Raw genomic sequence first — 25290 nt, 5'->3', positions numbered from 1 at the left:
TAACAACGACCTCCACTACTATTATACCGGAGGTCGTTTATCTAGTTTATGAAATTAATTTCTGAAAACGATATTTTCTTCATGCGTTTGTCGTGGCTGTCTTGACTGGCGTTCTCTTTACCCTTATCTCTATGACGGCACCTATGCTCAATGGCTTTCGCTATACTTTTCCAAATACGTATCCAAAATTCATCACAACACTAGGCTTTTTCCCTTGCCTATTCATTAGCCTAGCTTTATCAATCCTCTACCTTGGTCTAGCTTACAACAGCGCTAGACGTCACTTTAACAAAATCGAATACTAATCCAAAAATAGAAAAGAGAAACACATGCTTAAAATCGAAAATCTTTCAAAACAATTTGCAGGAAATGACTTCTATTCCCTCAAGGATGTTAACCTTGAGATTCAAAAAGGTGAAATCGTTGGACTCATCGGAAAAAACGGTGCCGGAAAGTCAACCCTCATGAAACTCATGGCAAAATCTCTCAAGCCAACCAACGGAACTATTACTTATAAAGGCGTTGACATTCACACAGCCGACAATCTCCTTGCAGACTTCGGTATCATGATTGATCCTGTCTTTTATCCTGAGATGTCTGTTATGGACAATCTTAAATTCTACCTCAAATTGCATGGCAAAACAGAGCTTTTCGCTAATATCGAGCCAACTTTGAAATTGCTAGAACTCTGGAATGCCCGTAATCGTAAGCCTAAAGGCTTCTCATTTGGGATGAAACAGCGTACAGCACTAGCTATCGCTATGGTAGCAGAACCTGATTTCCTTATCTTGGATGAACCTTTCGTAGGACTCGACCCTATCGGCGTTCAAAAACTCATCGACATTCTCAAAAAGTGGTCAAGTGAACGCCAAATCTCAATGCTTATCTCAAGCCACCAACTGGGTGAGCTCGAAGCACTTTGCCAACGTTATGTCTATATCGAAGCTGGACAGCTAGCTGACGAATTTGACAATCAAGGGGCACCAAGTGTCCTCGTCACACTGAAATCAACAGCCAACATCAACATCTTAGACCAATACTTGAGCGATGACATTCAACTTCAAGACTTGACGCTTGAAATCTCTACTGATAGTAGCAACAACCTCAATCCTCTCTTTGCCACTCTTGGTCAACATCATATGATCGAAACGCTAGCTATCAAAGAAAACCACCTCAAAGACATCTTCACAGGAGAGTAATCATGACCTTATTTAGACCTATTTTTGAAACCGTCTGGAAACGGCTCGAGACGAAAGTTTTTCTCAGTATCGCTGTTTTGTTTCCCCTCATTTTTTTAGCTTCAACCTTTTTGCCAGAGGAGTCCAACTTTATGAAACCAGGTGTGGAAGGTGACTATTTATTCAGTTACGTTGACATGTTTCAAGCTATACTAAACACTACCACAAACCTTATCTTGCCTATGCTTACCCTCTTTTACATTGCCTTTAACGTTTTTCGTAGCGAGGCTGACAGTCATATCCTATGTCTCTACAAAGACCTCAAACGTCGCGATATCTTCCTCGCTAAGCTAGCTAGTCTTGTTGTCCTTGCCTTGGTTTTCTTGGGACTCTATACCTTGACCATAACCTTGGTCTACTATGGTCGAATTATCCACATGCCCTACGCTTCACCTGCTTTCTTTTCGACCGACTCTGGCAACAATGCAGCTTTTATCATGGAAATCTGGACCTTCCTCCTCAATAACCTGATTGGTATCCTCTTAGCAGCTTGTCTGTCACTTTATAGTGGTAAGGGAGCAACTCTGTCAGCAGCCTTTGCTTACAGCCTTCTCTCCATGCTTTTTCCTATCTTTGGAGGATTGGTAGCCAAACTAACTCCCACTGGCTACTTCAATTATGATACCTATCACCACAATCTCCTCCAAAGTATGGCTGGTGCCGGCTTTATTAGCTTGGTCTACATTCTTCCTCTAGCCTACTTCACTTACAAACGATTCAAAAACATGGAATACTAAAAAGCGAGGCTAGGACAAAAGTCCTATGCCTCTCACTTTTTTATTAGATTTTACCAACCCACTCTCGTTTTCGTCTCTAACATCTCAGCTCTTGCCTAAAAACATGTTGATGACTGCTGGTCGTCAGATGGACAGTCGGATACTTGGCTAGAATATCTCTGACATTTGCCAGACCAATACCGCGTTCGTCTCCTTTACTAGACTTACCATAGTCAAAAATCGTCTTGGTGTTGATCTTGGCTTCTTGGGTCGTATTTTCGATAATTAGAATTTTTTGTTGATTCTCTTCAAAATACGCAAATGATAAGCTAGGATGCTCTGCTTTTTCCGCTGCTTCGATAGCATTATCCAAAAAGATGGACAAAATCGTGACTACATCCAACAAGTCCATGTTAGGAGCTAGTATTGGCTCTGCCACCTCTACTGTCAAATCCAAACCCTTAGCATTAGCCTCCATAAGTTTGGCAGAACAAATGGATTTCATGGCAGGATTATTCAAATTGGTCAGGTTGGCAATATCGTATTTGCTATCATAAAATTGACGGTCTGATTGAGCTACAACATCTTGATAAATACCCTTTGCCATAGCCAAATCATCACGCTGAAAAGCTTCATTGAAACTCGTCAAGACATTGGTGTAATCGTGACGAAATGATCGCAATTCCTTGTAAAGGGATTCAACATGACTAACATAAGAGGATAAGGAAGACAGTTGCTGATCTTTACTGCGTTCCAACTCTTGGTTCAAATACTCCTTAGATTTATAATTAAAGTAAATCAAACTACCTACAAAAAGATAAACAGAGGTCAGGAATAAATCTAAAGACAGCTCAGAATTTCCTATGCCAAAGATTAGCTTAAAACTATCCTCCTTACCACTAGCTACAAAAAGAGGGTTTAAAACCAAGGTATATAAAAGTAGCGATCCATTGATGGCTATCCTAGCTCGCTTACCAAATGAATAGCGAAAGATAGCTGATACATTCTTAAATTCTAAACGGAAAATAGTCTTCACTAAATAGCCCACCAAAAGAAAGAAGAGAGTAAAAGCAACGTAGAATAAGGTCAACTCCCAAGTCATTTCTCCCTTCACCAAAATCCAATACTTCGCCTCATAAACATTGGTCAGACGCTGGTACAAATCTAAAAGAACAAAAGGGCTAAAACTGTAAAAGATATACTGAGCCTTTGTCCAGTTGGGCTTGAGGAAAAAAATCACCAAAGGCAATAGAAAAAAAGGAAAAAGATAGGTTACTAGCCAAGGTAACCCTACACTCAAAGCCGTGCACAAAAATACAAATAAGGTAGACTGTTTCCAAGTTACTCTAATTTGACTCATCTGACGAAAGGTTAGTAAAAGTACCAAATTATCGACAAAAAGAGAATTGATAGATGTAGGATTGTCATTTCATTATCCTCTCAATCAGCCCCTTCAACTTCATCCGAGACACGAAACAAGATTCATCATTTTCAAAATGTACCAAGTACTCCTTACGGTCAATACTGGTCACATTTTCTGGATTAACAACATAAGCTCGGTGGCTCTGATAAAGCCTATCATCTGATTTGGCAATCTCAGAAACCTTTCCATAAAATTCCATACTGCCTGTCTTAGTAGTCAAAATAACCTTATGCACTATTGATGACGTTTCAAAATAAAGAATATCTGCAAAAGGAACTTGGACATGCGAATGTTCATTTTTGTAAACGAAAGCATCTTGACTGACTGTCTGTTTCATCTGACTATTTGCGTAATCCAAAACAGACATGATAGCATCACGATAGTCCTCCTCTGACAGACCCTTATCAATAAAATCCAAGGCTGATACTCGATATTTGTAAGTCAAAGGCATAAACTCTGAATGCGTTGTGACAAAAACAATAAGGGCATTAGGGTCACGCAAGCGTATTTCTCTGGCAATCTCCATTCCTTTTTTCTCTTCTTCCTTGATTTCAATATCCAAAAAGAAGAGCTGATGATTACCTGTTTCCTTAATAGCATCTAGTAGTTGTTGTGGCTTTCCAAAAAGAGATACACTTTTATAAGTTATCCCCTTGGCCTTAGCCGTTTCCTTGATAACTGTCTCAATACGCGTCTGCTGCACAAAGTCATCTTCTAAAACAAAAATACTTAACATACCAATCGTTCTTTCTTATTCTAAAAATCAATCATACACAGGAGATCCTATGATTTACTTAATACAACCACCAGCTTATCCTAAGCATATCTATCACCTGTTAAAAGAAAATATGGAGGATTTGACCATACATCAAGAACTACAACTTATTCATCAGCCACCCTTCATATCGCAGGAAAACCTTAACACTTATTTTATCATAAATGATATTGAGAGAAAAGATTGGCTAGCCCTAGCAACTGCTCGGCTAATGCGACAAAATGACCCTAAAAGTCATATTGTTCTCCTCACCAATGAGTTTGATTACACACGATTCTTTCGTAGTCATGCTGCTTTCCTTGCCATTATTGATTTGAATCATCCGACCGAAGAACTAAAAAAACTCCTGACTTTTCTATCTTGAGGATAAAAGAGATAAGAAGAAGTAATGTTCTTTCCGTTAAATATTGTCTTTTCCAGATATTTTAAGGTAAAATGATAACTAATACTCAAAGAAAATCAAAATCAGACTAGGCAACAAGACGCAGACAGTACTGGAGTACGGCAAGGCGAAGTTAACGACGTATTATTTGGTTTTCAAAGAGTCTAAGATTAAGTAGAAAGTATAGGTCGCTCTATGGGTCGAAAACCTTATCGTAAACATTCTAGTCTTGGTAGCATTACTGGTATCGCTGTTTTGGTACTGGTCGCCATAGCCCTTTTTATTCAATACATTTTACCTTTACTTCTCCTCGGTGGGGCAGGTTACGGGATTTACAAACTAGCAACACGCAAATCTAGTCTCCAAAAGGTCAATACCACTGCTCGCCTACAAGAGCTTAAGGAAAGTATTGGGAGATGTGATCGACAGCTAAAGCTACTGGCTAACTACTTAGATGAGAAAGATTATACCCAGTATGCTGTCTTAGCCAATCAGGTTCTTCCGCAACTAGATAGCATTGATAAAGAAGCCAAAGATCTCAAAAATGATATGGATTTTACCATCTATAAGCGGATTATCAAAAAAACACAAGATGAAACCAACGACATCACCGCTCAGTTACATAAGCTCCATGTCACACCAAACAGCTTACCAAAGGACAGGAAAGAAAAAGACATCTACCAGCTAGCTCCAGAGATTTTAGAAACCTACCAGAATATCCAGACGGATCACCAGTTGATTTTAGAAAAGCTGAAAGAGGCAGAAAACAAAGCCGAACTAGAAGCTATTCATGACATCAATATGAAGCGTTTCGATGATATTTTACAAGGGTATTTACAGATCAAACAGTCTCCGAAAGACTACTACAATGCTGATGAGAGGTTGGCGCAAGCCAAGGCAGCCCTTGAAAAATTTGACGAGGACCTAGATGAGACGCTACGTCAACTCAATGAGAGTCAGCTCAGCGATTTTGACATCAGCCTACGGATGATGGAACAACGAAATGCTAAAAACAATGATATTTAGAAAAGAGGAGAACACATGACAGACACTTTTAACTTTGACATCGATCAAATCGCCAATAACGCTATCACGACAAAAGACAAGACAACTGAAATCATCGAAACCTCAGCTACAACAACAGGTCAAATGGCTTTTTTGGAAAAGCTGACGCCTGAGCAAAAAGAGGCTATCCAAGCCAAAGCGCCAGCTATCGTTGATAGCTTTGTCAGCGATCAAAATGCTCTCTTGGACTTCGGGACAGCAGCTGTTGAAAATGTCAACCAAACCGTCAATCACATCCTGACAGAGCAAAAGAAACTCGAAATTCCCCAAGTGGATGAGCTCCTACTCAATGCCAACCGTGAACTCAATGGCTTTGTTGCCAAATACAAGGATGCTAAACCAGCTGATCTTGAGAAAAAGGAAAATTTCTTCTCAAAATTCTTCAAGCAGAGCAAAAATACCCTGCAAGAATTCTATTTTGATTCCAAGACTGTCGAAGAAAAATTGGACGGTATGGCTGTGACGGTTATCAAGCAAGAGGACACCCTTGCTCGTAACATCGTCTCTGCTGAAAAATTGATTGAAGACAACACCAAGTCTATCGAAAATCTCGTGGGTGTTATCGCCTTTATCGAAGCAACTCAAGCAGAATCAGCCCAGCGTGCTGGAAACTTACAAAAAGAACTCTCAAGTCTTGATAGCTCAACACCAGATTATCAGGTCAAATCAAACGAGCTCGCTCGCATGACCGAGGTTGTCAACACCCTAGAACAACAACACACCGAGTATGTCAGCCGTCTCTATGTGGCTTGGGCGACAACACCTCAAATGCGCAATCTGGTCAAAGTTTCCTCAGATATGCGTCAAAAATTAGGCATGCTTCGCCGCAACACCATTCCAACCATGAAACTCTCTATCGCTCAACTAGGGATGCTCCAACAATCTATCAAGTCTGGTGCCACTGCGGATGCCATTGTCAATGCTAATAACGCCGCCCTTCAAATGCTGGCTGAAACTAGTAAGGAAGCCATCCCTGCCCTTGAACGTGCTGCTCAAAGCCCAACGGTTACCGTCGAGTCTGTCACTGCCTTAGCAGAAAGCCTTGTCGCACAAAATAACGGCATCATCGAAGCCATCGATAAAGGACGTCAACAAAGAGCTCAACTAGAAACAGCCATCATCAAGTCAGCTGAAACCATCAACGACTCTGTCAAATTGCGTGATGAAAAAATCGTCCAAGCTCTCCTCAACGAAGGACGCGATGCGCAAGCTGAGGTGGAGACAACACCTTAATAACACTTAAAACCAACCGTCATCAACTTTAGATTGTAGGATGTCTTCTTAGATACGGTTCCTCACCTTGCTAAATCAGCAAGAAACAAGATTTATAAAAAAGAATAATAAGATTAGGATATGAAATTAAATACACTCACACGCGAAACTTATGAACAAGCTTTAGCCGAAATGACACAGTTTTCCTTCATGCAGATGATCGAGGTATCAGACCTTCTTGAGAAACAAGGAAATCGTACTCATCTTATCGGATTGGAAGATAAAGGAGAGCTACAAGTCATTGCTAGCCTCTTCTCAAAACCTATGTTTGGTGGGCAACGCATGGAACTAAACCTAGGGCCTGTTTGTCGAAACACTGATTACCTAGGAGATTTCTATAGCCTTCTCAAGGATTACGCTAAAAAACAAAATGTTCTAGAATTGATCGTAAAGCCCTATACTAATTTTCAAAGCTTTGATAAAAATGGAGAGCCACTATATCAAAGTGCTGATCAAGCAATCGAGGAACTCGTTTCTCTGGGCTTCCATCATGATGGACTGACGGTCGGTTACCCTAATGGCGAATCCAGTTGGCACTTTATCAAGGATTTAAGTCAACTTGACGAACATCAATTGCTTAAATCATTCAATAAAAATGGGCAACGACTGATCCAAAAGGCCATTAAATCCGGTGTCAAAATCCGAAAACTTGAGCGAGATGAACTAATAATTTTCAAAAATATCCAGGATAGTACTGCTCAAAGACAGGACTTTGTATCAAAGCCTCTTAGTTACTATGAAAATCTCTACGACAGCTTTGGTAATAAGGTTGAATTTTTGACAGCTTTCATCTCTTTCCAAGACTATCGACAAAAATTAAGCACAGAAATTGTAGAACTCAAAAAACAATTAGATAAACTAGCTAGTGATCTTCAACAAAACTCCACACCAAAACTAGAAAACAGATACAAAGCTCAACTTTCCTTAGTTGAGAAAAAGCAAAGAGAGCTTAATCAAATTGATCCGTATGTCTCTAAATATGGTGACCAAGATGTTCCCATAGCTTCCAATCTCATTATTTACAATCCTACAGAGACTACCTATCTCTTTGGTGGATTTTATTGTGAGTATGACTTTCTAGCAGCTCCTGCCCTTCTACAAGATATAGCGATGAGAGAAAGTATCAAGCGTGGTATTCCTGTCTATAACTTCCTCGGTATCCAAGGCAAGTTTGACGGTTCTGACGGCGTTCTGAGATTCAAACAAAATTTCAATGGGTATATCGTACGAAAAATGGGAACTTTTCGTTACTATCCAAAACCATTAACCTTTAGAGCTATCAAACTCTTGAAAAAATTATTATCTAGACAATAGCCAACTTAGAATGGTGGCCTCCTCTACCTCTAAGGAGGCTTTTTTCTATTTACCAAAATAACCCCCTCAAACATAACAACGTCTTCCACTCATCGTCTTACCCATAAATATGATTAAACTTTTTTGATTTTTTGTCATTCTTTTACGAATAGATATAATGACAAGATAAAAAACTAGATAAGTAGGACTGGCTAATGAAATTACAAGAATTAACACGTCAAACGTACCAAGAAGAATTAAAAAAGTTAACTCAATTTTCCTTTATGCAGACAAAGGAAATGAGTGATTTCCTTGATAAACAAGGCTATCAAACCTATCACATTGGACTTTGCGTTAATGGGAAATTTCCAGTAATCGCTAGCCTCTACTCACGCCAAATGTTTGGTGGCTTGCGTATGGAACTCTATGCAGGACCTATCTATAAAGACCCTAGGTACCTCAATACCTTTTACAAACAACTGCAGCAGTTTGCCAAAGAAAACAACGTTTTAGAACTTCTCGTAAGACCCTATGACCATTTTCAAACCTTTGATAAAAACGGACTACCAACCTCAACCCCTAAACACGGTCATATCAAAAAACTCATCAATCTCGGATTTTCTCACGATGGCTTATCAGTAGGCTATGGCAACGATGAAGCAACTTGGCATTTTCTAAAAGATTTAAGCCAATTAAACGAACAAGATCTCTTTAAGTCATACAATAAAAATGGACAACGGTTAGTGAAAAAAGCACGTCAAGCAGGGGTTAAGATAAAAAAACTTGAACGTCATGAACTCACTATCTTTAAAGAAATACAAGATAGTACTGCCAAACGTCAAAACTACGATGCTAAGTCATTACGTTATTATGAAAATCTCTACGATACTTTTGGTGATCAGATTGACTTCTTGACGGCTACGATTTGTTTCAAAGATTACTTAGCCCAACTCATCGACGAACAAAAAGAGCTTCAAAGTCAATATCAACATCTTGAAGAACTCTGCTATCACAAATCTAGTCCTAAGTTGTTAAACAAACGCCAACAACTTCTAAAAGCATTAGAGAAAAAAACAGTGGAACAAGAAAAAATTGCTTCCTACATTGAACAATTTGGTGACGAGGAAGTCGCTCTAGCCTCAAATATCGTTCTATACAGTACTGCTGAAATCACTTACCTCTGCGGAGGCTTCTATACTGAGTATGACTTTCTAGCAGCTCCCTCTTTATTGCAAGATGTCACGATGAGAGAAGGTCTCAAACGTGGTATTCCTATCTATAATTTCCTCGGTATCCAAGGCAAGTTTGACGGTTCTGACGGTGTCCTACGCTTCAAGCAAAACTTTAATGGTTATATCGTTCGCAAAATGGGAACTTTCCGCTACTACCCAAAACCAATCACTTTCAAAACCATTCAATATATCAAAAAAGTCCTTGTTCGTTAACGATCGGAAGCTACAAGATTAGTCTCTTCTTCATACAAAATCAAGGCTTTGTGTTATAATAGAAACACTATGGATAAACTTATTAAATCAATTTCGCGTTCTGGTTCTTTCCGTGCTTACGTCCTCGATAGTACAGAGACAGTCAGAACTGCTCAAGAAAAACATAATACCTTATCGTCATCAACAGTTGCCCTTGGTCGCACCTTGATTGCCAATCAGATTCTTGCTGCCAACCAAAAAGGTGATAGTAAGATTACGGTCAAAGTCATTGGCGATAGCTCATTTGGGCATATCATCTCCGTAGCTGATACCAAAGGACATGTCAAAGGCTACATCCAAAACACTGGCGTTGACATCAAAAAAACAGCCACCGGTGAGGTTCTAGTCGGTCCTTTCATGGGGAACGGTCACTTCGTCACTATCATCGACTACGGTACTGGCAATCCTTATACCTCAACAACACCTTTGATTTCTGGTGAAATCGGTGAAGACTTCGCCTACTACCTCACAGAGTCTGAGCAAACACCGTCTGCAGTAGGGTTAAATGTCTTACTAGATGAAAACGACAAAGTCAAAGTTGCTGGCGGCTTCATGCTCCAAGTCTTACCTGGAGCAAGCGAGGAAGAAATCGCTCGCTACGAAAAACGCATTCAAGAAATGCCAGCCATTTCAACCCTTCTAGAATCTGATGATCATATCGATGCCCTTTTATCAGCCATCTATGGGGATGAAGACTACAAGGTACTCTCAGAAGAAGAAATCGGATTTGTTTGCGACTGCTCTCGTGAACGTTTCGAAGCTGCTTTGATAACACTCGGAAAAGCTGAGCTGACTGCCATGAAAGAAGAAGACAAAGGAGCTGAAATCATCTGCCAATTCTGTCAGACGAAGTATGAATTTTCAGAAGAAGATTTGGAGGACCTCATCAATGACTAAACTCAACTCTTCTTTCATGATTGGAAATGTGGAAATTCCACACCGTACAGTTCTTGCTCCTATGGCAGGCGTCACTAACTCTGCCTTTCGTACCATCGCTAAAGAATTCGGCGCTGGTCTCGTTGTTATGGAAATGATTTCCGAGAAAGGTCTCCTCTACAATAACGAAAAGACCCTCCACATGCTCCATATCGATGAGAATGAACATCCCATGTCCATCCAACTCTTTGGTGGCGATGCTGAAGGTCTCAAACGTGCAGCTGACTTTATTCAAACCAATACCAAGGCTGATATCGTAGACATTAATATGGGTTGCCCTGTTAATAAAGTCGTCAAAAATGAAGCTGGGGCAAAATGGCTCAGAGATCCTGACAAAATTTACCATATTGTCAAGGAAGTAACTTCTGTCCTAGATATTCCTTTAACAGTTAAGATGCGTACAGGCTGGTCTGACAGCTCTCTCGCTGTCGAAAATGCCCTAGCTGCTGAGTCTGCTGGTGTTTCTGCTCTTGCTATGCACGGACGTACCCGTGAGCAAATGTACACAGGAACTTGCGACCACGAGACACTTGCTCGCGTGTCAAAAGCTATTACAAAAATTCCTTTCATCGGTAACGGAGATATCAAAACTGTTCAAGATGCTAAGTTTATGATTGAAGAGCTAGGTGTAGATGCTGTCATGATCGGACGCGCAGCCCTCAACAATCCCCATCTCTTCACTCAAATCAATCACTTCTTTGAAACAGGTGAGGAATTACCTGACCTTCCATTCGTTGAAAAACTGGATATCGCAGAAGAGCACCTTCGTCGCCTCGTTAACCTCAAAGGTGAAACTATCGCTGTTCGAGAATTCCGTGGATTGGCTCCTTACTACCTCCGTGGAACTGCTGGCGCTGCCAAAGTTCGCTCTGCTGTTGCCAAGGCAGAGACCTTTGCAGAAGTCCAAGAACACTTTAACACCTTACGATAATAAAAGTTCAAGTCCTGAGTATCGGAAAATATCCTAAATACCGTTTAACAGATAAAAGCGATGAAACACCTTAGTTTCATCGCTTTTATCTTAATTTATAAATACTTATCCTTCAACTCTTCAACTGTCTTTGTTAAAACAGAAATGTCCTGAGTGACTTTCAAAAGTAAGATAGACCCTTGAATCATAGCAATCACATTACGAGCTTCTTGAAGGGATTTTTCATCAGACCATTCGGGATGACGTTCTGATAGTAGTTTTGCTATTCCTTCCATCCACTGATCGATGAACTGTTTTAACAACTGTCGAAACTCTTCATCCTGAGCTGAGAGCTCTACGATAAGATTTCCCAGAGGACAACCAAAGTGAACATTACCCTCATCAGCAGCATGAGATTGATAAACCCAGTCTAGCATAGCAATTAATTTTTCTGAAGCTGACAATTCACTCTCAAAAATATCTGTAAATAGCTCTCGTTTCCAACGATCTATCAAAAACTGCGTCACTTCCAACCCAATCTGCTTTTTCGATGAAAAGTAGTGATAAAGCTGTCCTTTACCAACATTGGCTGCTGCCATAATATCACTAATTGATGTCGCTACATAGCCTTGATGATACATCAATTCTTGTGTTTGACGAATAATTTCTTCTCTAACGGTCATTACTTTCACTCCCCCTCTAAAAGGTCTGTCTCCATTATATCAATTTCTAAGAACAAATCCACTCTTTCTAAAACTTTCTCGCCCTTTATAATCAACAGTTGGTTAAGTTGTCATAACCTCTATCTATAACTAGCAATAACAATTCCTTAATGTACAAGTGCTTTTAATCATGGTATTATCATATCAATCACACTATGAGGTCTTATCCATGCTCTATCATATCAAACTATTAACAAAGAGGCTTCCTCTGGCAAGTTCTGGACTTATCTTAGGAATCATCGCCTTAGCAAACTTACTCAATCAATTGCAGTCTAGACTTGGCTATCCTGTTCTAGGTATTGCTATCTGTCTTCTAGTCTGGTTTTTATTACATTTAGCTAGCAATTACAAGCAAGTTCGAAACGAACTGAGCCAAACCATCCCCTTATCCAGCTTTGGAACCCTCTCTATGTCCATACTTCTTCTATCAGGACAAGATGTTATGCCTCTTCTTTTTCGACAAATGCTATGGTGGTTAGGCTTAGCCTTACACCTCGCTATCATCCTCATTTTTTCCAAAAAAATCAGTCAAAAATGGGACTTTAATCTGGTCTATCCTAGCTGGTTCATTGTTTATGTCGGTATTGCTGCCGCTAGCATTACAGCCCCAGCTGTCAGCTTTATAGCTGTTGGTCGCATAGCCTTCATTTTTGCTTTGATTAGCTACCTCATTTTGCTACCAGTGCTTCTTTATCGCATCTTTAGATTTGGAAAAATAGCAGAGCCTCTAAGAGCAAATATAGCCATTTTAGCGGCGCCATCTTCACTCTTATTACTGGCTTGCCTTGCTTTACAATTATCAACCAATTGGGTCATCTGTCTTCTAACACTATCTCAGACACTTTATCTAATAACCTTTTTCTTACTCAGACCACTAAAACGGTCTCGCTTCACGCCCACTTGGTCCGCCTTGACCTTTCCTTCTGTCTCAACAGCCCTAGCTCTGAAACTCAGTCTGCATAAACTAGGGATTACCTCCTTGGTAATTCATGGACTTCTCTACGTCGAAATAACTCTAGCTATCCTTATCATCTGCTACATCACCATAAAAATAAGTCAAAACATTCTAACCAGTCAATGAGCATCTAAAAAGTCATTTTAACGAATGGCTGTCATATCCAATAAACTAAAACAGTTGGGACAAGCCCAACTGTTTTAGTTTATTGTGAACTGTAGTTTACCTTGTTTAATACCGATCTTAAGCTCTGATCCTGCTGATAAATCGCCTGATAAGATCAACTCAGATAGTTTGTCTTCAACTTCTGTTTGTAGCGTGCGACGCAATGGTCGTGCTCCCATCTCAATGTCATAGCCGTCTTTAGCCAAGTGCTTGAGAGCTGTTGGTTGGAATTTTAGAGTAATTCCTTTTTCAGCTAAAATAGCAATCAAGGGTTTCACCATGATTTTAACGATCTCTAGCATATTTTCTTCTGTTAAGCTATGGAAAACAACCTTCTCATCAATACGGTTAATAAACTCTGGACGATAAGATTTCTTCAATTCTTCCATGATACGACTTTCCATGGCTGAATGATTGTGAGACAAGGCTTGAGCACCAAATCCAACTGTCTTATCATCTCGAAGGGCAGTTGCACCAAGGTTTGACGTCATGATAATAATGGTATTTGAAAAATCAACCTTACGTCCACGACTATCAGTCAAGACACCATCATCCAAAACCTGAAGTAAGAGATTAAAGATATCTGGATGAGCTTTTTCAACCTCATCAAAAAGAAGAACTGAGTAAGGTTTTTGACGAACTTTTTCTGTCAACTCGCCACCTTCATCGTAACCCACGTAACCCGGAGGAGCTCCATTTAAACGACTAGCCGCAAATTTTTCCATGTATTCAGACATGTCAAAGCGGATAAGAGCTGATTCATCATCAAAGAGGAGCTCTGCCAAGGCCTTAGCTAGCTCTGTCTTACCGACACCTGTTGGTCCCAAGAACATGAAAGAACCGATTGGGCGTTTACCTGTACGAATTCCTGACTGGTTACGACGAATAGCACGGCTAATAGCCGAAACAGCCAAGTCTTGACCAACCACGCGCTTGTGTAATTCTTTCTCGAGGGTCAGGTACTTCTTATTATCAGATTGTGTCATCTTTTCAACGGGAATACCCGATAAACGACTCAAGGTCGCAAGAATGTGGTCTTCTGTAACCTGGATAGGTTTAACTTGCTTAGCAGATGTTGCTTTCTTGAGTAAGCGGGATGCGGCCTTCATATCACCATCCATGATAGCTTTATCGACTGGGGTCAACACTTCCTCTTTTTCTTTTTTTACCATTATTTGGACCGTAGCACTGGCTTCATCCAATAGATCAATCGCTGAATCAGGAAGGTTCTTGCTAGTCAAGTAGCGATGAGCTGACTTAACGGCTGTCATTACAGCAGCATCACTGATTGTCACATGATGATAATCTTCAAAACTAGATCGAAGCCCCAACAAAATCTTATAAGCATCCTCTAAGCTTGGTTCTTCAATTGTAATTTTAGCAAAGCGACGCGATAAGGCAGCATCTTTTTCAATATGCTTTTGGTATTCTTCTTGTGTTGTTGCCCCAACCATATGAAGCGTTCCACGTGCAAGAGCTGGTTTGAGGATATTAGCGGCATCAAGCGTGCTATCAATCCCTGAACCAGATCCCATGATGGTGTGCAATTCGTCGATAAAGAGGATAATACGTCCGTCTTCCTCAATATCTGCGATAATCTGGTTCATACGTTCTTCAAAATCTCCACGAAAACGTGTTCCAGCAACAACACTCATCATGTCAAGCTCCAACACACGCATATCTTGCAATTCGTATGGAATCTCTCCATTTACGATACGTTGTGCTAAGCCCAACGCCAAGGCTGTTTTACCAACTCCTGCATCTCCAACCAGAACTGGATTATTCTTGGTTTTACGGCTCAATACCTGAACCATACGAGTGATTTCTTTGTCACGCCCAATAACAGGATCAAGCTTTCCTTGACTCGCCAAAGCTGTCAAATCACGTGTAAAGTCAGACAAATCTCCTGCAGTGCTAGGTGGTTTCATCATATCAGAGAAATTACCACCCGATGATTTTGCTTTCTTAGGACGCTTCAACTCGTGGATAGCTTTCATATCCTCTTTGCTAAAACCAGCATGACGCTCCACAGATTTACGCAAATCAATCAAACGCACTGCATTTCCGTCGTCTTTCGTTTTAAAACCAGCAGCCTCTAACAAACGAACTGGCATACCATTTGGAGTCAATAACATAGCCAACAAGACATGCTCTGTACCCACTTCTTCACTGCGACTAACGCGTGCGATACTCTCAGCAAAGGTTAACAAAGTCTCCAATCCACGAGATTGAGGCAAAAATCGTACCTGAACACGATTCGTATCGTAAGTCTTTTCTGTAGCTAAAATAGCTGCCGCCATATACTCCTCATGACGAATCTTATCTTCATACTCTCTAAAAACAAGACCTGCAATCGTTTCATCGCTATCAACCAAAGCCAAGAGAACATGCCAAGACTCTAAATAAATACACGAAAAAGCTTGTGCATGATACTGAGCAAGACGAAAGACATCTTGCATCTTACTTGAATAAACTGTCATTTACTATCCTTTTCTATCTAAACGCTGCAATAATCGACATAGGATTCTTGCTCTGATATAAGGTCCTTCTTCTCCTAAAACCTCATCTGTTGCTGTCACCAGCATAAGGTTTCCTTCACGCTCTGTAATAACCTTATCTTCAAATAATTGCTGAATAATATCAGTGAATACCTGCTCACTGATACACTCCCCAACAGAGCCCAGTAGATTCCTTAATAATTGATGCTGATCCGAAAAGTGGACTTTGACAATACGAATATAGCCTCCGCCACCACGCTTACTTTCAACAAGATAGCCTCGACTCTCTGTGAAACGCGTTTTGATAACATAATTAATTTGACTAGGAACAACTTGAAAGGCATCCGCTAAGTGAGAACGTTTAATTTCTGCACTACCTGACTGGTTGAGCAACTGCTTAATATACTCTTCAATATTATCCGATGTATTTCGCGATGCCATAATCTCTCCTTGCTAGTTCTTGACTATAACTGACTATTATTATATCAAAAAGAGAAAGCATTTTAAAGAGAAGACCCCCTACTTAATCAATTCGCAATAACAGCATAAAAGTTGAGTTCAATCACAATATAATATAAAATAGAAGGGTCTATCAACGACAGAAAGGTTTCTATTTTATGAATTATATCATTACCTTCCTCATCGGAATGGTTCCACTAGTCGAGCTACGTGGTGCTGTTCCATATGCTATCGCAACGGGGATTCCCATGTGGCAAGCTATTGTCATTGGGGTTATTGCTAATATGCTGCCAGTTCCAATTATCTTTTTCTTTGCTCGTCGTGTCCTTGAATGGGGGGCTGATAAACCAGTTATCGGCAGTTTCTTCAGTTGGTGCTTGAAAAAAGGACACCGAGGAGGCGAAAAGCTCAAAAAAGCAGCTGGAGATAAAGGACTTTTTTGGGCCCTACTCATTTTCGTAGGGATTCCTCTTCCTGGAACAGGGGCTTGGACAGGAACTCTAGCTGCCTCTATCCTGGATTGGAATTTCAAAAATAGCGTCATTGCAGTCATGCTAGGAGTTATTTTAGCAGGTATCATCATGGGAACATTGACAGTTCTAGGATTAGGTGCCTTTTTCGCCTAAACACTAGAATTGCTCTCATTACTCTGTAGCACCCGCTACCAATAAAAATGCCTTTAAAAACTTAAGGAAAACAATCGTAGAGAGACACCAAGCTCATACGATTGTTTTTTTAGGTAGGTTGGCTTCGGAGCAATGAATATACTAGTCACTGCCATAAGCATTGCATAAAGAAAACGCTTGCATAAATATTTTTTAAAGGTTATACTATCTCTGTAAGGTAGCATTTTTTGAAAAGGAGATTTTAGGATGACATACAAAAAGTCTAACAAATTAGTCCAATCAGACAAAAAAGTCCACTACGCTATTCGAACACTGAAAGTTGGCGTTACCTCCGTAGCCATCTCTTCCTCTGTTCTTTTTTTATCACCTTTTCTGCAATCGGTTGCAAACGCTGAAGAAACAACTGTTGATAACACTAATAACGAAAGCTTAGTTGTCGCCACTACTACCGAACTAAGTACATCTATCGAACCTGGTGATACCCTCGATCAAACAAGTCTAGTAACTGAATCTACTGAGACTCCAATTGAAATATCAACCCCAACAGATACCCTATCTCTGGGCTCTTCGGAAATAGAAACTTCAGCAACCTCAGTCACCGACAGCTCAGAATCAGATGGACAAGATAATACTGAACCAGTTACTGAACCTCAAAAGGAGCTCAATAGCCAAGGGCAAGAAGATCCAATCAAAGAAAACAATCTACGTCTACATTTTGAAGAGCTACCTACTGATGATATCTCAACACTAGGACTCTGGACATGGAAAGATGTTGCAGAGCCTTCTCAAAATTGGCCAACAGGCGCAACATCATTCAGTACTGCCAAAAAGGATTCCTATGGTTACTACCTAGATGTACCTTTAAATGAAAGTAAACACGATCAGATTGGATTTCTAATCAATAATACTAAAGGAGATAACCTATCGCAAGACCGTTCTGTCGATATCCTCAGCCCTAAAATGACTGAAGCATGGATTGATAAGTCCTACGGCGTCCACTCTTATGAACCCTTAGCTGAAGGAACTCTTCGGATTAATTACTATCGTACCGACGGACAGTACGATAAAAAATCTCTATGGACTTGGGGAGACGTTACTCAACCTAGTTCGGGAACATTTCCAGATGGAACTGATTTTGTCACAAAAGGACAGTACGGTTACTATATCGATGTACCATTAACAAAAGACGCAAAAAGTATCGGATTTCTTCTCCTAGATGAAAATAAAACTGGAGATGATGCTAAAATTCGACAAGAAAACTATAACTTTACTGACCTCACACACCATAGTCAACTATTCTTAAAAGATGATGACCCTAATATTTATACTAATCCGTACTACATTAACACAATTCGTATGCTTGGAGCGCAGCACATTAGTCAAAAAGCTATCCAAGCACGTTTTACTAACCTAGATGGTGCGGATAAAGACTACATTATTACTAATACTAAAATAGCAGATGCTCAAGGACAGGCTATTATCCCAACTGATTTGGATATTGACAATAACACTAAGACTGTAACCTACTATGGTGATTTTAGACCAGAAACGAGCCCCTACCAAATCACTTATAATGGTGAAACCTTTGAAACAACTATGAATTGGCAACTTAAAGACGAACTCTATCACTATGATGGTCCTTTAGGAGCTACTCTAAGCTCCAATGGCAATACTGTTGACCTAACTCTTTGGTCACCTAGCGCTGAACAAGTCAATGTCATCATTTACGACAAATATCAACAAGATACTGTCGTGGGAAAAATTCCAATGAGTAAAGGACAGTCCGGCACTTGGCAAACCCGACTCACCCCAAAATCTGGATTGTCTATAACTGACTACCGAGGCTATTTTTACCACTACGAAATTATTAGAAATAATCAAAGCTATTTGGTTCTAGACCCTTACGCCAAATCATTAGCAGCATGGAATAGTGATACTGCAAATCAAGATGCTAGTCATAAGGTGGCTAAGGCAGCTTTTGTATCACCAGAAGAGTATGGTCCAAAGGGACTCACATTTGCTAATATTCCTGGATTCACATCTCGTGAAAAGGCTATTATCTACGAAGCACATGTTCGTGACTTCACCTCAGATCCTGCCATAGCTAATGATCTAGACAACCCTTTCGGAACCTTCTCGGCCTTTGCCGAAAAACTCGATTACCTCAAAGACTTAGGAGTTACTCATATCCAACTGCTACCTACCATGAGCTACTATAATGGCAACGAGTACATTGCTAAAGAACGGCTATCGACCTATACCTCTAGCAATAGCAACTATAACTGGGGTTATGACCCCCAAAGTTACTTCGCTCTATCTGGTATGTATTCAAGTGACCCTAGTGACCCTAGTAAGCGTATTGAAGAGTTCAAACAATTAGTTAATGAGATTCACAAACGAGGTATGGGGGTTATTTTAGATGTCGTTTACAATCACACTGCCCTACTTGACATTTTTGAAGATATAGAACCAAACTACTATCACTTTATGGATGCCGACGGCAGCCCACGTACCAGTTTTGGTGGGGGACGATTAGGAACTACCCACTACATGTCACGCCGTGTTCTTGTCGACTCTATTAACTACCTAGTGGATACTTATAAGGTTGATGGTTTTCGTTTTGACATGATGGGAGACCATGATGCCACTTCTATTGAGATGGCCTACGAGTCCGCTAAACAACGTAATCCTAACATTATTATGCTAGGTGAGGGATGGATAACCTATGCTGGTGATGAAAATCTTCCTCAGCAACCTGCCGATCAAACATGGATGGCTAAAACAAATACTGTCGCTGTATTCTCTGATGACATCAGAAATAGCCTAAAATCAGGTTATCCAAGCGAAGGAACTCCTGCCTTCATTACAGGAGGTGCTAAAAATAGCAGTTTAATTTTCAACGATATTAAAGCACAACCAAATAATTTTACTGCAGACGATCCAGGAGATGTTATCCAATATATTGCTGCTCACGACAATCTAACACTCTTTGATGTTATTGCCCAATCTATCAAAAAGGACCCTAGTGTAGCCCAGAACACGACTGAAATCCAGAAACGTCTAAGACTAGGGAACCTTCTGATACTAACTGCTCAAGGCACTCCGTTTCTTCATTCTGGTCAAGAATATGGGCGTACAAAACAATTTCTTGATCCTGCTTATGAAACCATCGTCAGTGATGATAAAGTCCCTAACAAATCACACCTTTTGGTAGATCAAGATGGCAAACCATTTAAATATCCTTACTTTATCCATGACTCTTATGACTCTAGTGATAGTATCAACCGTTTTGATTGGACAAAAGCAACTGATCGTTCTGCCTATCCAGAACACACTAAATCCCATGACTTCACTAAAGGTCTTATCGCTTTACGCCGTTCGACAGATGCCTTTAGCCTTGAAACACTCGCAGATGTTACCAAAAATGTCTCACTCCTCACACCAGAAAATACAACCGATCTCATCATCGCTTATCAAACGATCGCTAGCAATGGCGATAGTTACGCAGTATTTGTAAATGCGGATACCAAGGAACGTTTCTTCAACTTCGACGAGAAACATCGCCAGTTAGCTAAAGCTCAAATCTTAGTAGATAGCAATTATGCAGGAACCAGTCCAATCTTACAACCACAGGGGGTCACACTAACAGAAGAGGGAGTTAGTCTAGCACCATTAACAGCCACTATTCTTAGACTAACAAAAACGGTTACACTTATTCCACAGGATGCTCCTCTACAGGAAGAAAAACCACAAGCCATCATCAGTTTCAAACGCTACTTAGAGAAAGAACAACTGCTCCCTGAAACAAAATGGCAGTACGATGAAACTCTCCCTAAAGGCGAGGAACACTTACTACAAATTGGTAAATCAGGGCTATTAACTCTAACTTACGAGGATCACTACATCAATAACCAATTAGTCGAGCATAAGCTAATATCCAGTGAAATGATTGAATCCAGCCCTCATATCTGGTTGGTTGGAACAAAGGTAGAGGAAGCTAGTGAAACACTGCATCACCAGAGCAACTCCGAATCAGCTAGTGATGACATAATTTCTATTAACAACCTCTACAATACTGAAAAACATGAAGAACTACCACATACAGGAGACCAAAAACAAAATCTGTGGAGTTTAGCAGGATTCAACCTCCTCGCTTCATTAAGCTTCCTTCGTAAGCGACGTACAAAAAAAGATTAACTACTAGAAGGTTGGGCCTTGTCCAACCTTTTTATATCGGATTTATGTTGTTTCTTCGTGTAGAGTCTAAAAACTATATAAAAATCCGAAGTTCTCAGATGGCTAAAACATAGCTACATAAACGACTGATAGCATTTTTCTCATGTTTAATCTCCCTTGCCACACTCTTTATTTGGGGATAAGTCTTCTCAGGTATCCTATCTGTTAGGACACTTATTCACATCTTAAAGAGATTATCCACAAGTTTTATCCACATCTCCAAGAAAATGAGGATAACGTTACACGATAAAATCTCTATACAAGATACTTATCCACATTCTAGAACTGCAAAGGCAAGAAAAAAGACCACTAACGTGATCTTTTTTCTTTTAACTCTTAGTTGTTAAGGGCTGCTGCCATTGTAGCTGCAACTTCTGATTCGAAGTCGTTAGCTGCTTTTTCGATACCTTCACCAACTTCAAAACGTGCAAATTCAATTGCTTTAGCGTTTACTGAGTCAAGGTAAGCTTCAACTGTTTTGCTGTCATCCATGATATAAACTTGAGCAAGAAGTGTGTAAGCTTGGTCAACTTTAGTGTTGTCAAGCAAGAAGCGGTCCATTTTTCCTGGGATGATTTTATCCCAGATTTTTTCTGGTTTACCTTCTGCTGCAAGCTCAGCTTTGATGTCTTCTTCTGCTTGTGCAATAACATCTGCTGACAATTGTGCTTTAGAACCAAATTTAAGGAATGGAAGAGCTGGTTTATTAACCATAGCACGTGATTCGTTATCTTGTTCAATAGCGTGATTCAATTGAGCCAATTCATCTTTAATAAATTGTTCATCAAGTTCAGTGTATGAAAGTACTGTTGGTTTCATCGCTGCGATGTGCATTGAAACTTGTTTTGCAAGGGCATCATCGCCACCTTCGATAACTGAGATAACACCGATACGTCCACCGTTATGTTGGTAAGCTCCAAAGTGTTGTTCATCAGTTTTTTCAACAAGCGCGAAACGACGGAATGAGATTTTTTCACCGATAGTAGCTGTAGCGTTAACATAAGCTTCCTCAAGAGTTTCACCTGAAGAAAGTGTTACTTTAAGAGCTTCTTCGTTGTTAGCTGGTTTTTGCTCAGCGATTGCCTTAGCAGTTTCGTTGACCAATTCAACGAATTGAGCGTTTTTAGCAACGAAGTCAGTTTCAGCATTTACTTCAACAACAGCTGCAACGTTACCATCAACATAAACACCTGTCAAACCTTCAGCGGCAACACGGTCAGCTTTTTTAGCTGCTTTAGCCATACCTTTTTCACGAAGCAATTCGATTGCTTTTTCGATATCACCTTCAGTTTCTACCAAGGCTTTTTTAGCGTCCATAACGCCGGCACCTGATTTTTCACGCAATTCTTTAACGAGTTTTGCAGTAATTTCTGCCATTTTATTTCTCCTTTATGCTACAGGAAAACCTGTTTCTTGTGCTTCTAAAATAAAAATGAGACCGAGCAGAACAACTGCCCTGCCTCATTCTATGAGATTGGTAAGGTCAATCTTATTCGTTTGATCCTTCTACAACTTCAACGATTTCTTCGATTGAATCTGCTTGTGCTTCTGATGCAAAATCAACATCTGCATCTTCACCTTGGCGACCTTCGATAACAGCGTCAGCCAATTTAGCAGTGATCAATTTAACAGCGCGGATAGCGTCATCGTTAGCTGGGATGATAACATCGATATCATCTGGATCTGCGTTTGTGTCAACCATCGCTACAACTGGAATACCAAGTTTTTTAGCTTCTTTAACAGCGATTTGTTCTTTATGTGGGTCAACAATGTACATTACGTCTGGAATACGTGGCATATCTTCGATACCGCCCAAGAATTTTTCAAGACGAGCACGTTGTTTGTTAAGAAGAGCAACTTCTTTCTTAGGAAGAACTTCAAAAGTTCCTTCTTCTTCCATACGTTTAATTTCTTTCAAACGAGCGATACGTTTTTGGATTGTACCCCAGTTTGTAAGAGTTCCACCCAACCAACGATGGTTGATGTAGTATTGACCTGCACGTTCTGCTTCTTCTTTAACAGCGTCAGCAGCTTGTTTTTTAGTACCTACGAAAAGGATAACTGCATCGTTAGCTGCTGCATCACGAACGAAATCGTAAGCTTGGTCAGCCAATTTTACAGTTTGTTGCAAGTCAATAACGTGGATACCGTTACGCTCTGTGAAGATGTATTTAGCCATCTTAGGGTTCCAGCGACGAGTTTGGTGACCAAAGTGAACACCAGCCTCAAGAAGTTGTTTCATTGAAATTACTGCCATGAGTAGTTTCTCCTTTTAAAATGTTTTTTACCTCTCTCAGACTTCAGCTTGCCCACCGACCTTTACGGCAACAGGCAGACAATTCATCTAAAATGAGTATTTGTCGCTAACACGACTCTACTATTTTATCAGAAAAAAATAGTAAAATCAAGCTTTTTAAAGCCTTTCCTAGTAAAAGAGATGTGAGCTACTAGATTAATTAAAGCTAGCAGAGTATCTCGGAAATGAGATGCTAAAAAGGAGCTAAAGACGTTTGTCCCAGCTTCCTTTAAATGATTATTCGAAACAAAATAGCGTAAGTAGTTTCAAAAATAATCCAACAATTGCTTAATTTCTAATAAGATAATCAAATGCACCAATAGCTGCAGTTGCACCAGAACCCATGGAAATAATAATTTGCTTATAAGCAGCATCTGTACAATCTCCTGCTGCAAAAATACCAGGAACTGAAGTCATACCATGCTTATCAACTTGAATCTCACCACGTTCATTCAAAGCAATACCGCTCTCTTTTAACCAAGCCGTATTTGGCACCAAACCAATCTGAACAAAAACACCCTCTAAATCAAGATAGTGCGTCTCACCTGTTTGACGATCAGTGTAATGAAGTCCTTCAACATGGTCTCCTCCAATAATATCCTCAGTAGCAACATTTGAGAGAAGAGTCACATTAGCTGTAGATAGGGCACGTTCTTGTAAGACCTTATCAGCTTTGAACTCTGGTAAAAATTCTAAAACGTAAACCTGTTTCGCAATACCAGCCAAATCAAGAGCTGCCTCTAATCCAGAGTTCCCCCCACCAATAACAGCGACATCCTTACCTTCAAAAAGAGGACCGTCACAGTGAGGGCAATAAGTTACCCCTTTATTACGGAAGGTCTCTTCGCCAGGGACGTTAATATTACGCCATTTAGCTCCTAATGCTAAAATAACTGTCTTCGCTTTTAGAACTGCACCATTGGCTAGGCTAACTTCGATAGTCTCTTTTTTCTCTATAGCTGTCGCCAACTGTGCTTTAATAATATCAACATTATAAGACTTGGTATGTGACTCAACTTGAGCCATTAGCTGTGGACCTTCTGTGTAGAGCGTCCCAATCATATTTTCAATACCGACAGTCTCCATTACCTGACCGCCAAAAGTTTCAGCCAGAAGTCCTGTTTTCAAACCTTTTCGGGCAGCGTAAATAGCTGCGCTATTGCCTGCAGGGCCTCCACCTACAATCAAAACATCGTAGAGACCTTTATCAGCGAAGGCATCTTCTGACAAAGGGCCTTCAATTTTTTCAAGTAATTGCTCAATGCTGGCGCGTCCTGAAGAGAATTCTTCACCATTCAAAAAGACTGCGGGAACTGACATAATGCCTTTAGAAGTGACCTCAGCCTGGAACATTCCTCCCTCGATCATGGTATGTGAAATCTGGTCATTTAAGACCGACATGATATTCAGAGCTTGAACAACATCAGGACAGTTATGACAGGTTAAACTCACATAAGTTTCAAAATGTAGAGGTTTATCAATTTTCTTAATACGGTCAATCACTTCTTGGTCAACCTTCGGTGCTCGCCCAGATACTTGTAGCAAGGCTAAGATAAAGGATGTAAACTCATGTCCCAACGGCAAGCCTGAAAATTCTATGCCGTAATCCTTATCTTTTTGGCTAATCAGAAAGCTAGGTTGTCTTTTAAGAGAAGTTTCTGAAACGCTGATACGATCTGACATTGCAGCTATTTCATCAAGAAATGCTTTCACTTTTTGAGAGTCTTCTCCCTCACCTAGATCTGCTTTCAAAACAATATCAGACTCAAGAAGCGTTAGGTACTGCTCCAATTGTTGCTTGATGTCTTCATTTAATACCATAGCAACCCTCCTTACTTA

At 40.2% G+C, this 25290-nt stretch carries 20 protein-coding genes; 12 read left to right on the top strand and 8 right to left on the bottom strand.

Annotated elements, in window-relative coordinates:
- Positions 1-329 precede the first annotated feature (329 nt).
- The gene (locus JOC31_RS05645; protein WP_205017188.1) at positions 330-1199 is read left to right on the top strand and encodes an ABC transporter ATP-binding protein; all 870 of its coding nucleotides are present in this window, start codon (positions 330-332) and stop codon (positions 1197-1199) included.
- Positions 1200-1201: 2 nt separating this feature from the next.
- Positions 1202-1975: a hypothetical protein gene (locus tag JOC31_RS05640; RefSeq protein WP_205017187.1), complete on the top strand. Its 774-nt coding sequence runs from the start codon at positions 1202-1204 to the stop codon at positions 1973-1975.
- A gap of 76 nt (positions 1976-2051) precedes the next feature.
- Here the strand turns inward: JOC31_RS05640 and JOC31_RS05635 are convergent, their stop codons facing one another.
- Both JOC31_RS05635 and JOC31_RS05630 read right to left on the bottom strand, forming a co-directional pair.
- Positions 2052-3314, bottom strand: a complete 1263-nt coding sequence (locus JOC31_RS05635) for a sensor histidine kinase (RefSeq protein WP_205017186.1) — start codon at positions 3312-3314, stop codon at positions 2052-2054.
- A gap of 64 nt (positions 3315-3378) precedes the next feature.
- Positions 3379-4113, bottom strand: coding sequence for a response regulator transcription factor (locus JOC31_RS05630; protein ID WP_205017185.1), 735 nt, complete (start codon positions 4111-4113; stop codon positions 3379-3381).
- A 49-nt stretch (positions 4114-4162) separates the two neighbouring features.
- On the opposite strand from JOC31_RS05630, the gene JOC31_RS05625 reads away from it, so the two are divergent.
- The 7 genes from JOC31_RS05625 (at position 4163) to dusB (ending at position 11515) form a co-directional block, all read left to right on the top strand.
- On the top strand, positions 4163-4516 hold the full coding sequence (locus JOC31_RS05625) for a hypothetical protein (RefSeq protein ID WP_205017184.1): 354 nt from the start codon (positions 4163-4165) through the stop codon (positions 4514-4516).
- A 213-nt stretch (positions 4517-4729) separates the two neighbouring features.
- Positions 4730-5560: a hypothetical protein gene (locus tag JOC31_RS05620; protein ID WP_205017183.1), complete on the top strand. Its 831-nt coding sequence runs from the start codon at positions 4730-4732 to the stop codon at positions 5558-5560.
- 15 nt (positions 5561-5575) lie between these two features.
- Positions 5576-6832 carry a toxic anion resistance protein gene (locus tag JOC31_RS05615; RefSeq protein WP_205017182.1) on the top strand — a complete coding sequence of 419 codons (1257 nt, stop codon included), beginning with the start codon at positions 5576-5578 and terminating at the stop codon, positions 6830-6832.
- A gap of 120 nt (positions 6833-6952) precedes the next feature.
- Complete coding sequence (locus tag JOC31_RS05610; RefSeq protein ID WP_205017181.1) at positions 6953-8185, top strand: peptidoglycan bridge formation glycyltransferase FemA/FemB family protein; 1233 nt, start codon at positions 6953-6955, stop codon at positions 8183-8185.
- A 194-nt stretch (positions 8186-8379) separates the two neighbouring features.
- A complete protein-coding gene (locus JOC31_RS05605; protein WP_205017180.1) occupies positions 8380-9609 on the top strand; it encodes a peptidoglycan bridge formation glycyltransferase FemA/FemB family protein in 1230 nt (409 codons plus the stop codon).
- A gap of 69 nt (positions 9610-9678) precedes the next feature.
- Positions 9679-10545: an Hsp33 family molecular chaperone HslO gene (gene hslO / locus JOC31_RS05600; protein WP_205017179.1), complete on the top strand. Its 867-nt coding sequence runs from the start codon at positions 9679-9681 to the stop codon at positions 10543-10545.
- Positions 10538-11515, top strand: coding sequence for a tRNA dihydrouridine synthase DusB (gene dusB, locus JOC31_RS05595; protein WP_205017178.1), 978 nt, complete (start codon positions 10538-10540; stop codon positions 11513-11515). Before hslO ends, dusB begins: the two co-directional genes overlap by 8 nt.
- Positions 11516-11610: 95 nt before the next feature.
- On the opposite strand, the gene JOC31_RS05590 is transcribed toward dusB, so the two are convergent.
- Positions 11611-12177 (bottom strand): TetR/AcrR family transcriptional regulator, encoded by a 567-nt coding sequence (locus JOC31_RS05590; RefSeq protein WP_205017177.1) that lies wholly within the window; start codon positions 12175-12177, stop codon positions 11611-11613.
- Positions 12178-12346: 169 nt separating this feature from the next.
- On the opposite strand from JOC31_RS05590, the gene JOC31_RS05585 reads away from it, so the two are divergent.
- Positions 12347-13297 carry a TDT family transporter gene (locus JOC31_RS05585; RefSeq protein ID WP_205017176.1) on the top strand — a complete coding sequence of 317 codons (951 nt, stop codon included), beginning with the start codon at positions 12347-12349 and terminating at the stop codon, positions 13295-13297.
- A gap of 74 nt (positions 13298-13371) precedes the next feature.
- On the opposite strand, the gene JOC31_RS05580 is transcribed toward JOC31_RS05585, so the two are convergent.
- Positions 13372-15816 carry an ATP-dependent Clp protease ATP-binding subunit gene (locus JOC31_RS05580; RefSeq protein ID WP_205017175.1) on the bottom strand — a complete coding sequence of 815 codons (2445 nt, stop codon included), beginning with the start codon at positions 15814-15816 and terminating at the stop codon, positions 13372-13374.
- A gap of 3 nt (positions 15817-15819) precedes the next feature.
- Positions 15820-16275 carry a CtsR family transcriptional regulator gene (locus JOC31_RS05575; protein WP_205017174.1) on the bottom strand — a complete coding sequence of 152 codons (456 nt, stop codon included), beginning with the start codon at positions 16273-16275 and terminating at the stop codon, positions 15820-15822.
- 176 nt (positions 16276-16451) lie between these two features.
- Here JOC31_RS05575 and JOC31_RS05570 point away from each other — a divergent pair, with 176 nt between their 5' ends.
- Both JOC31_RS05570 and JOC31_RS05565 read left to right on the top strand, forming a co-directional pair.
- Positions 16452-16919 (top strand): COG2426 family protein, encoded by a 468-nt coding sequence (locus JOC31_RS05570; RefSeq protein WP_205017173.1) that lies wholly within the window; start codon positions 16452-16454, stop codon positions 16917-16919.
- Positions 16920-17165: 246 nt separating this feature from the next.
- Complete coding sequence (locus JOC31_RS05565) at positions 17166-21116, top strand: pullulanase (RefSeq protein WP_205017172.1); 3951 nt, start codon at positions 17166-17168, stop codon at positions 21114-21116.
- Positions 21117-21491: 375 nt separating this feature from the next.
- On the opposite strand, the gene tsf is transcribed toward JOC31_RS05565, so the two are convergent.
- The 3 genes from tsf to ahpF form a co-directional block, all read right to left on the bottom strand.
- Positions 21492-22532 (bottom strand): translation elongation factor Ts, encoded by a 1041-nt coding sequence (gene tsf / locus JOC31_RS05560; protein WP_205017171.1) that lies wholly within the window; start codon positions 22530-22532, stop codon positions 21492-21494.
- 112 nt (positions 22533-22644) lie between these two features.
- On the bottom strand, positions 22645-23412 hold the full coding sequence (rpsB, locus tag JOC31_RS05555; RefSeq protein WP_205017170.1) for a 30S ribosomal protein S2: 768 nt from the start codon (positions 23410-23412) through the stop codon (positions 22645-22647).
- Between the two features lie 327 nt (positions 23413-23739).
- Entirely contained in the window at positions 23740-25272 is a 1533-nt protein-coding gene (gene ahpF / locus JOC31_RS05550) for an alkyl hydroperoxide reductase subunit F (RefSeq protein WP_205017169.1), read from the bottom strand.
- Positions 25273-25290 lie beyond the last annotated feature (18 nt).

Source organism: Streptococcus saliviloxodontae (assembly GCF_016908655.1).
Lineage (GTDB): Bacteria > Bacillota > Bacilli > Lactobacillales > Streptococcaceae > Streptococcus > Streptococcus saliviloxodontae.
Note: the sequence above shows the minus strand (reverse complement) of the source record. Positions and strands in the feature narration are given on the sequence as shown.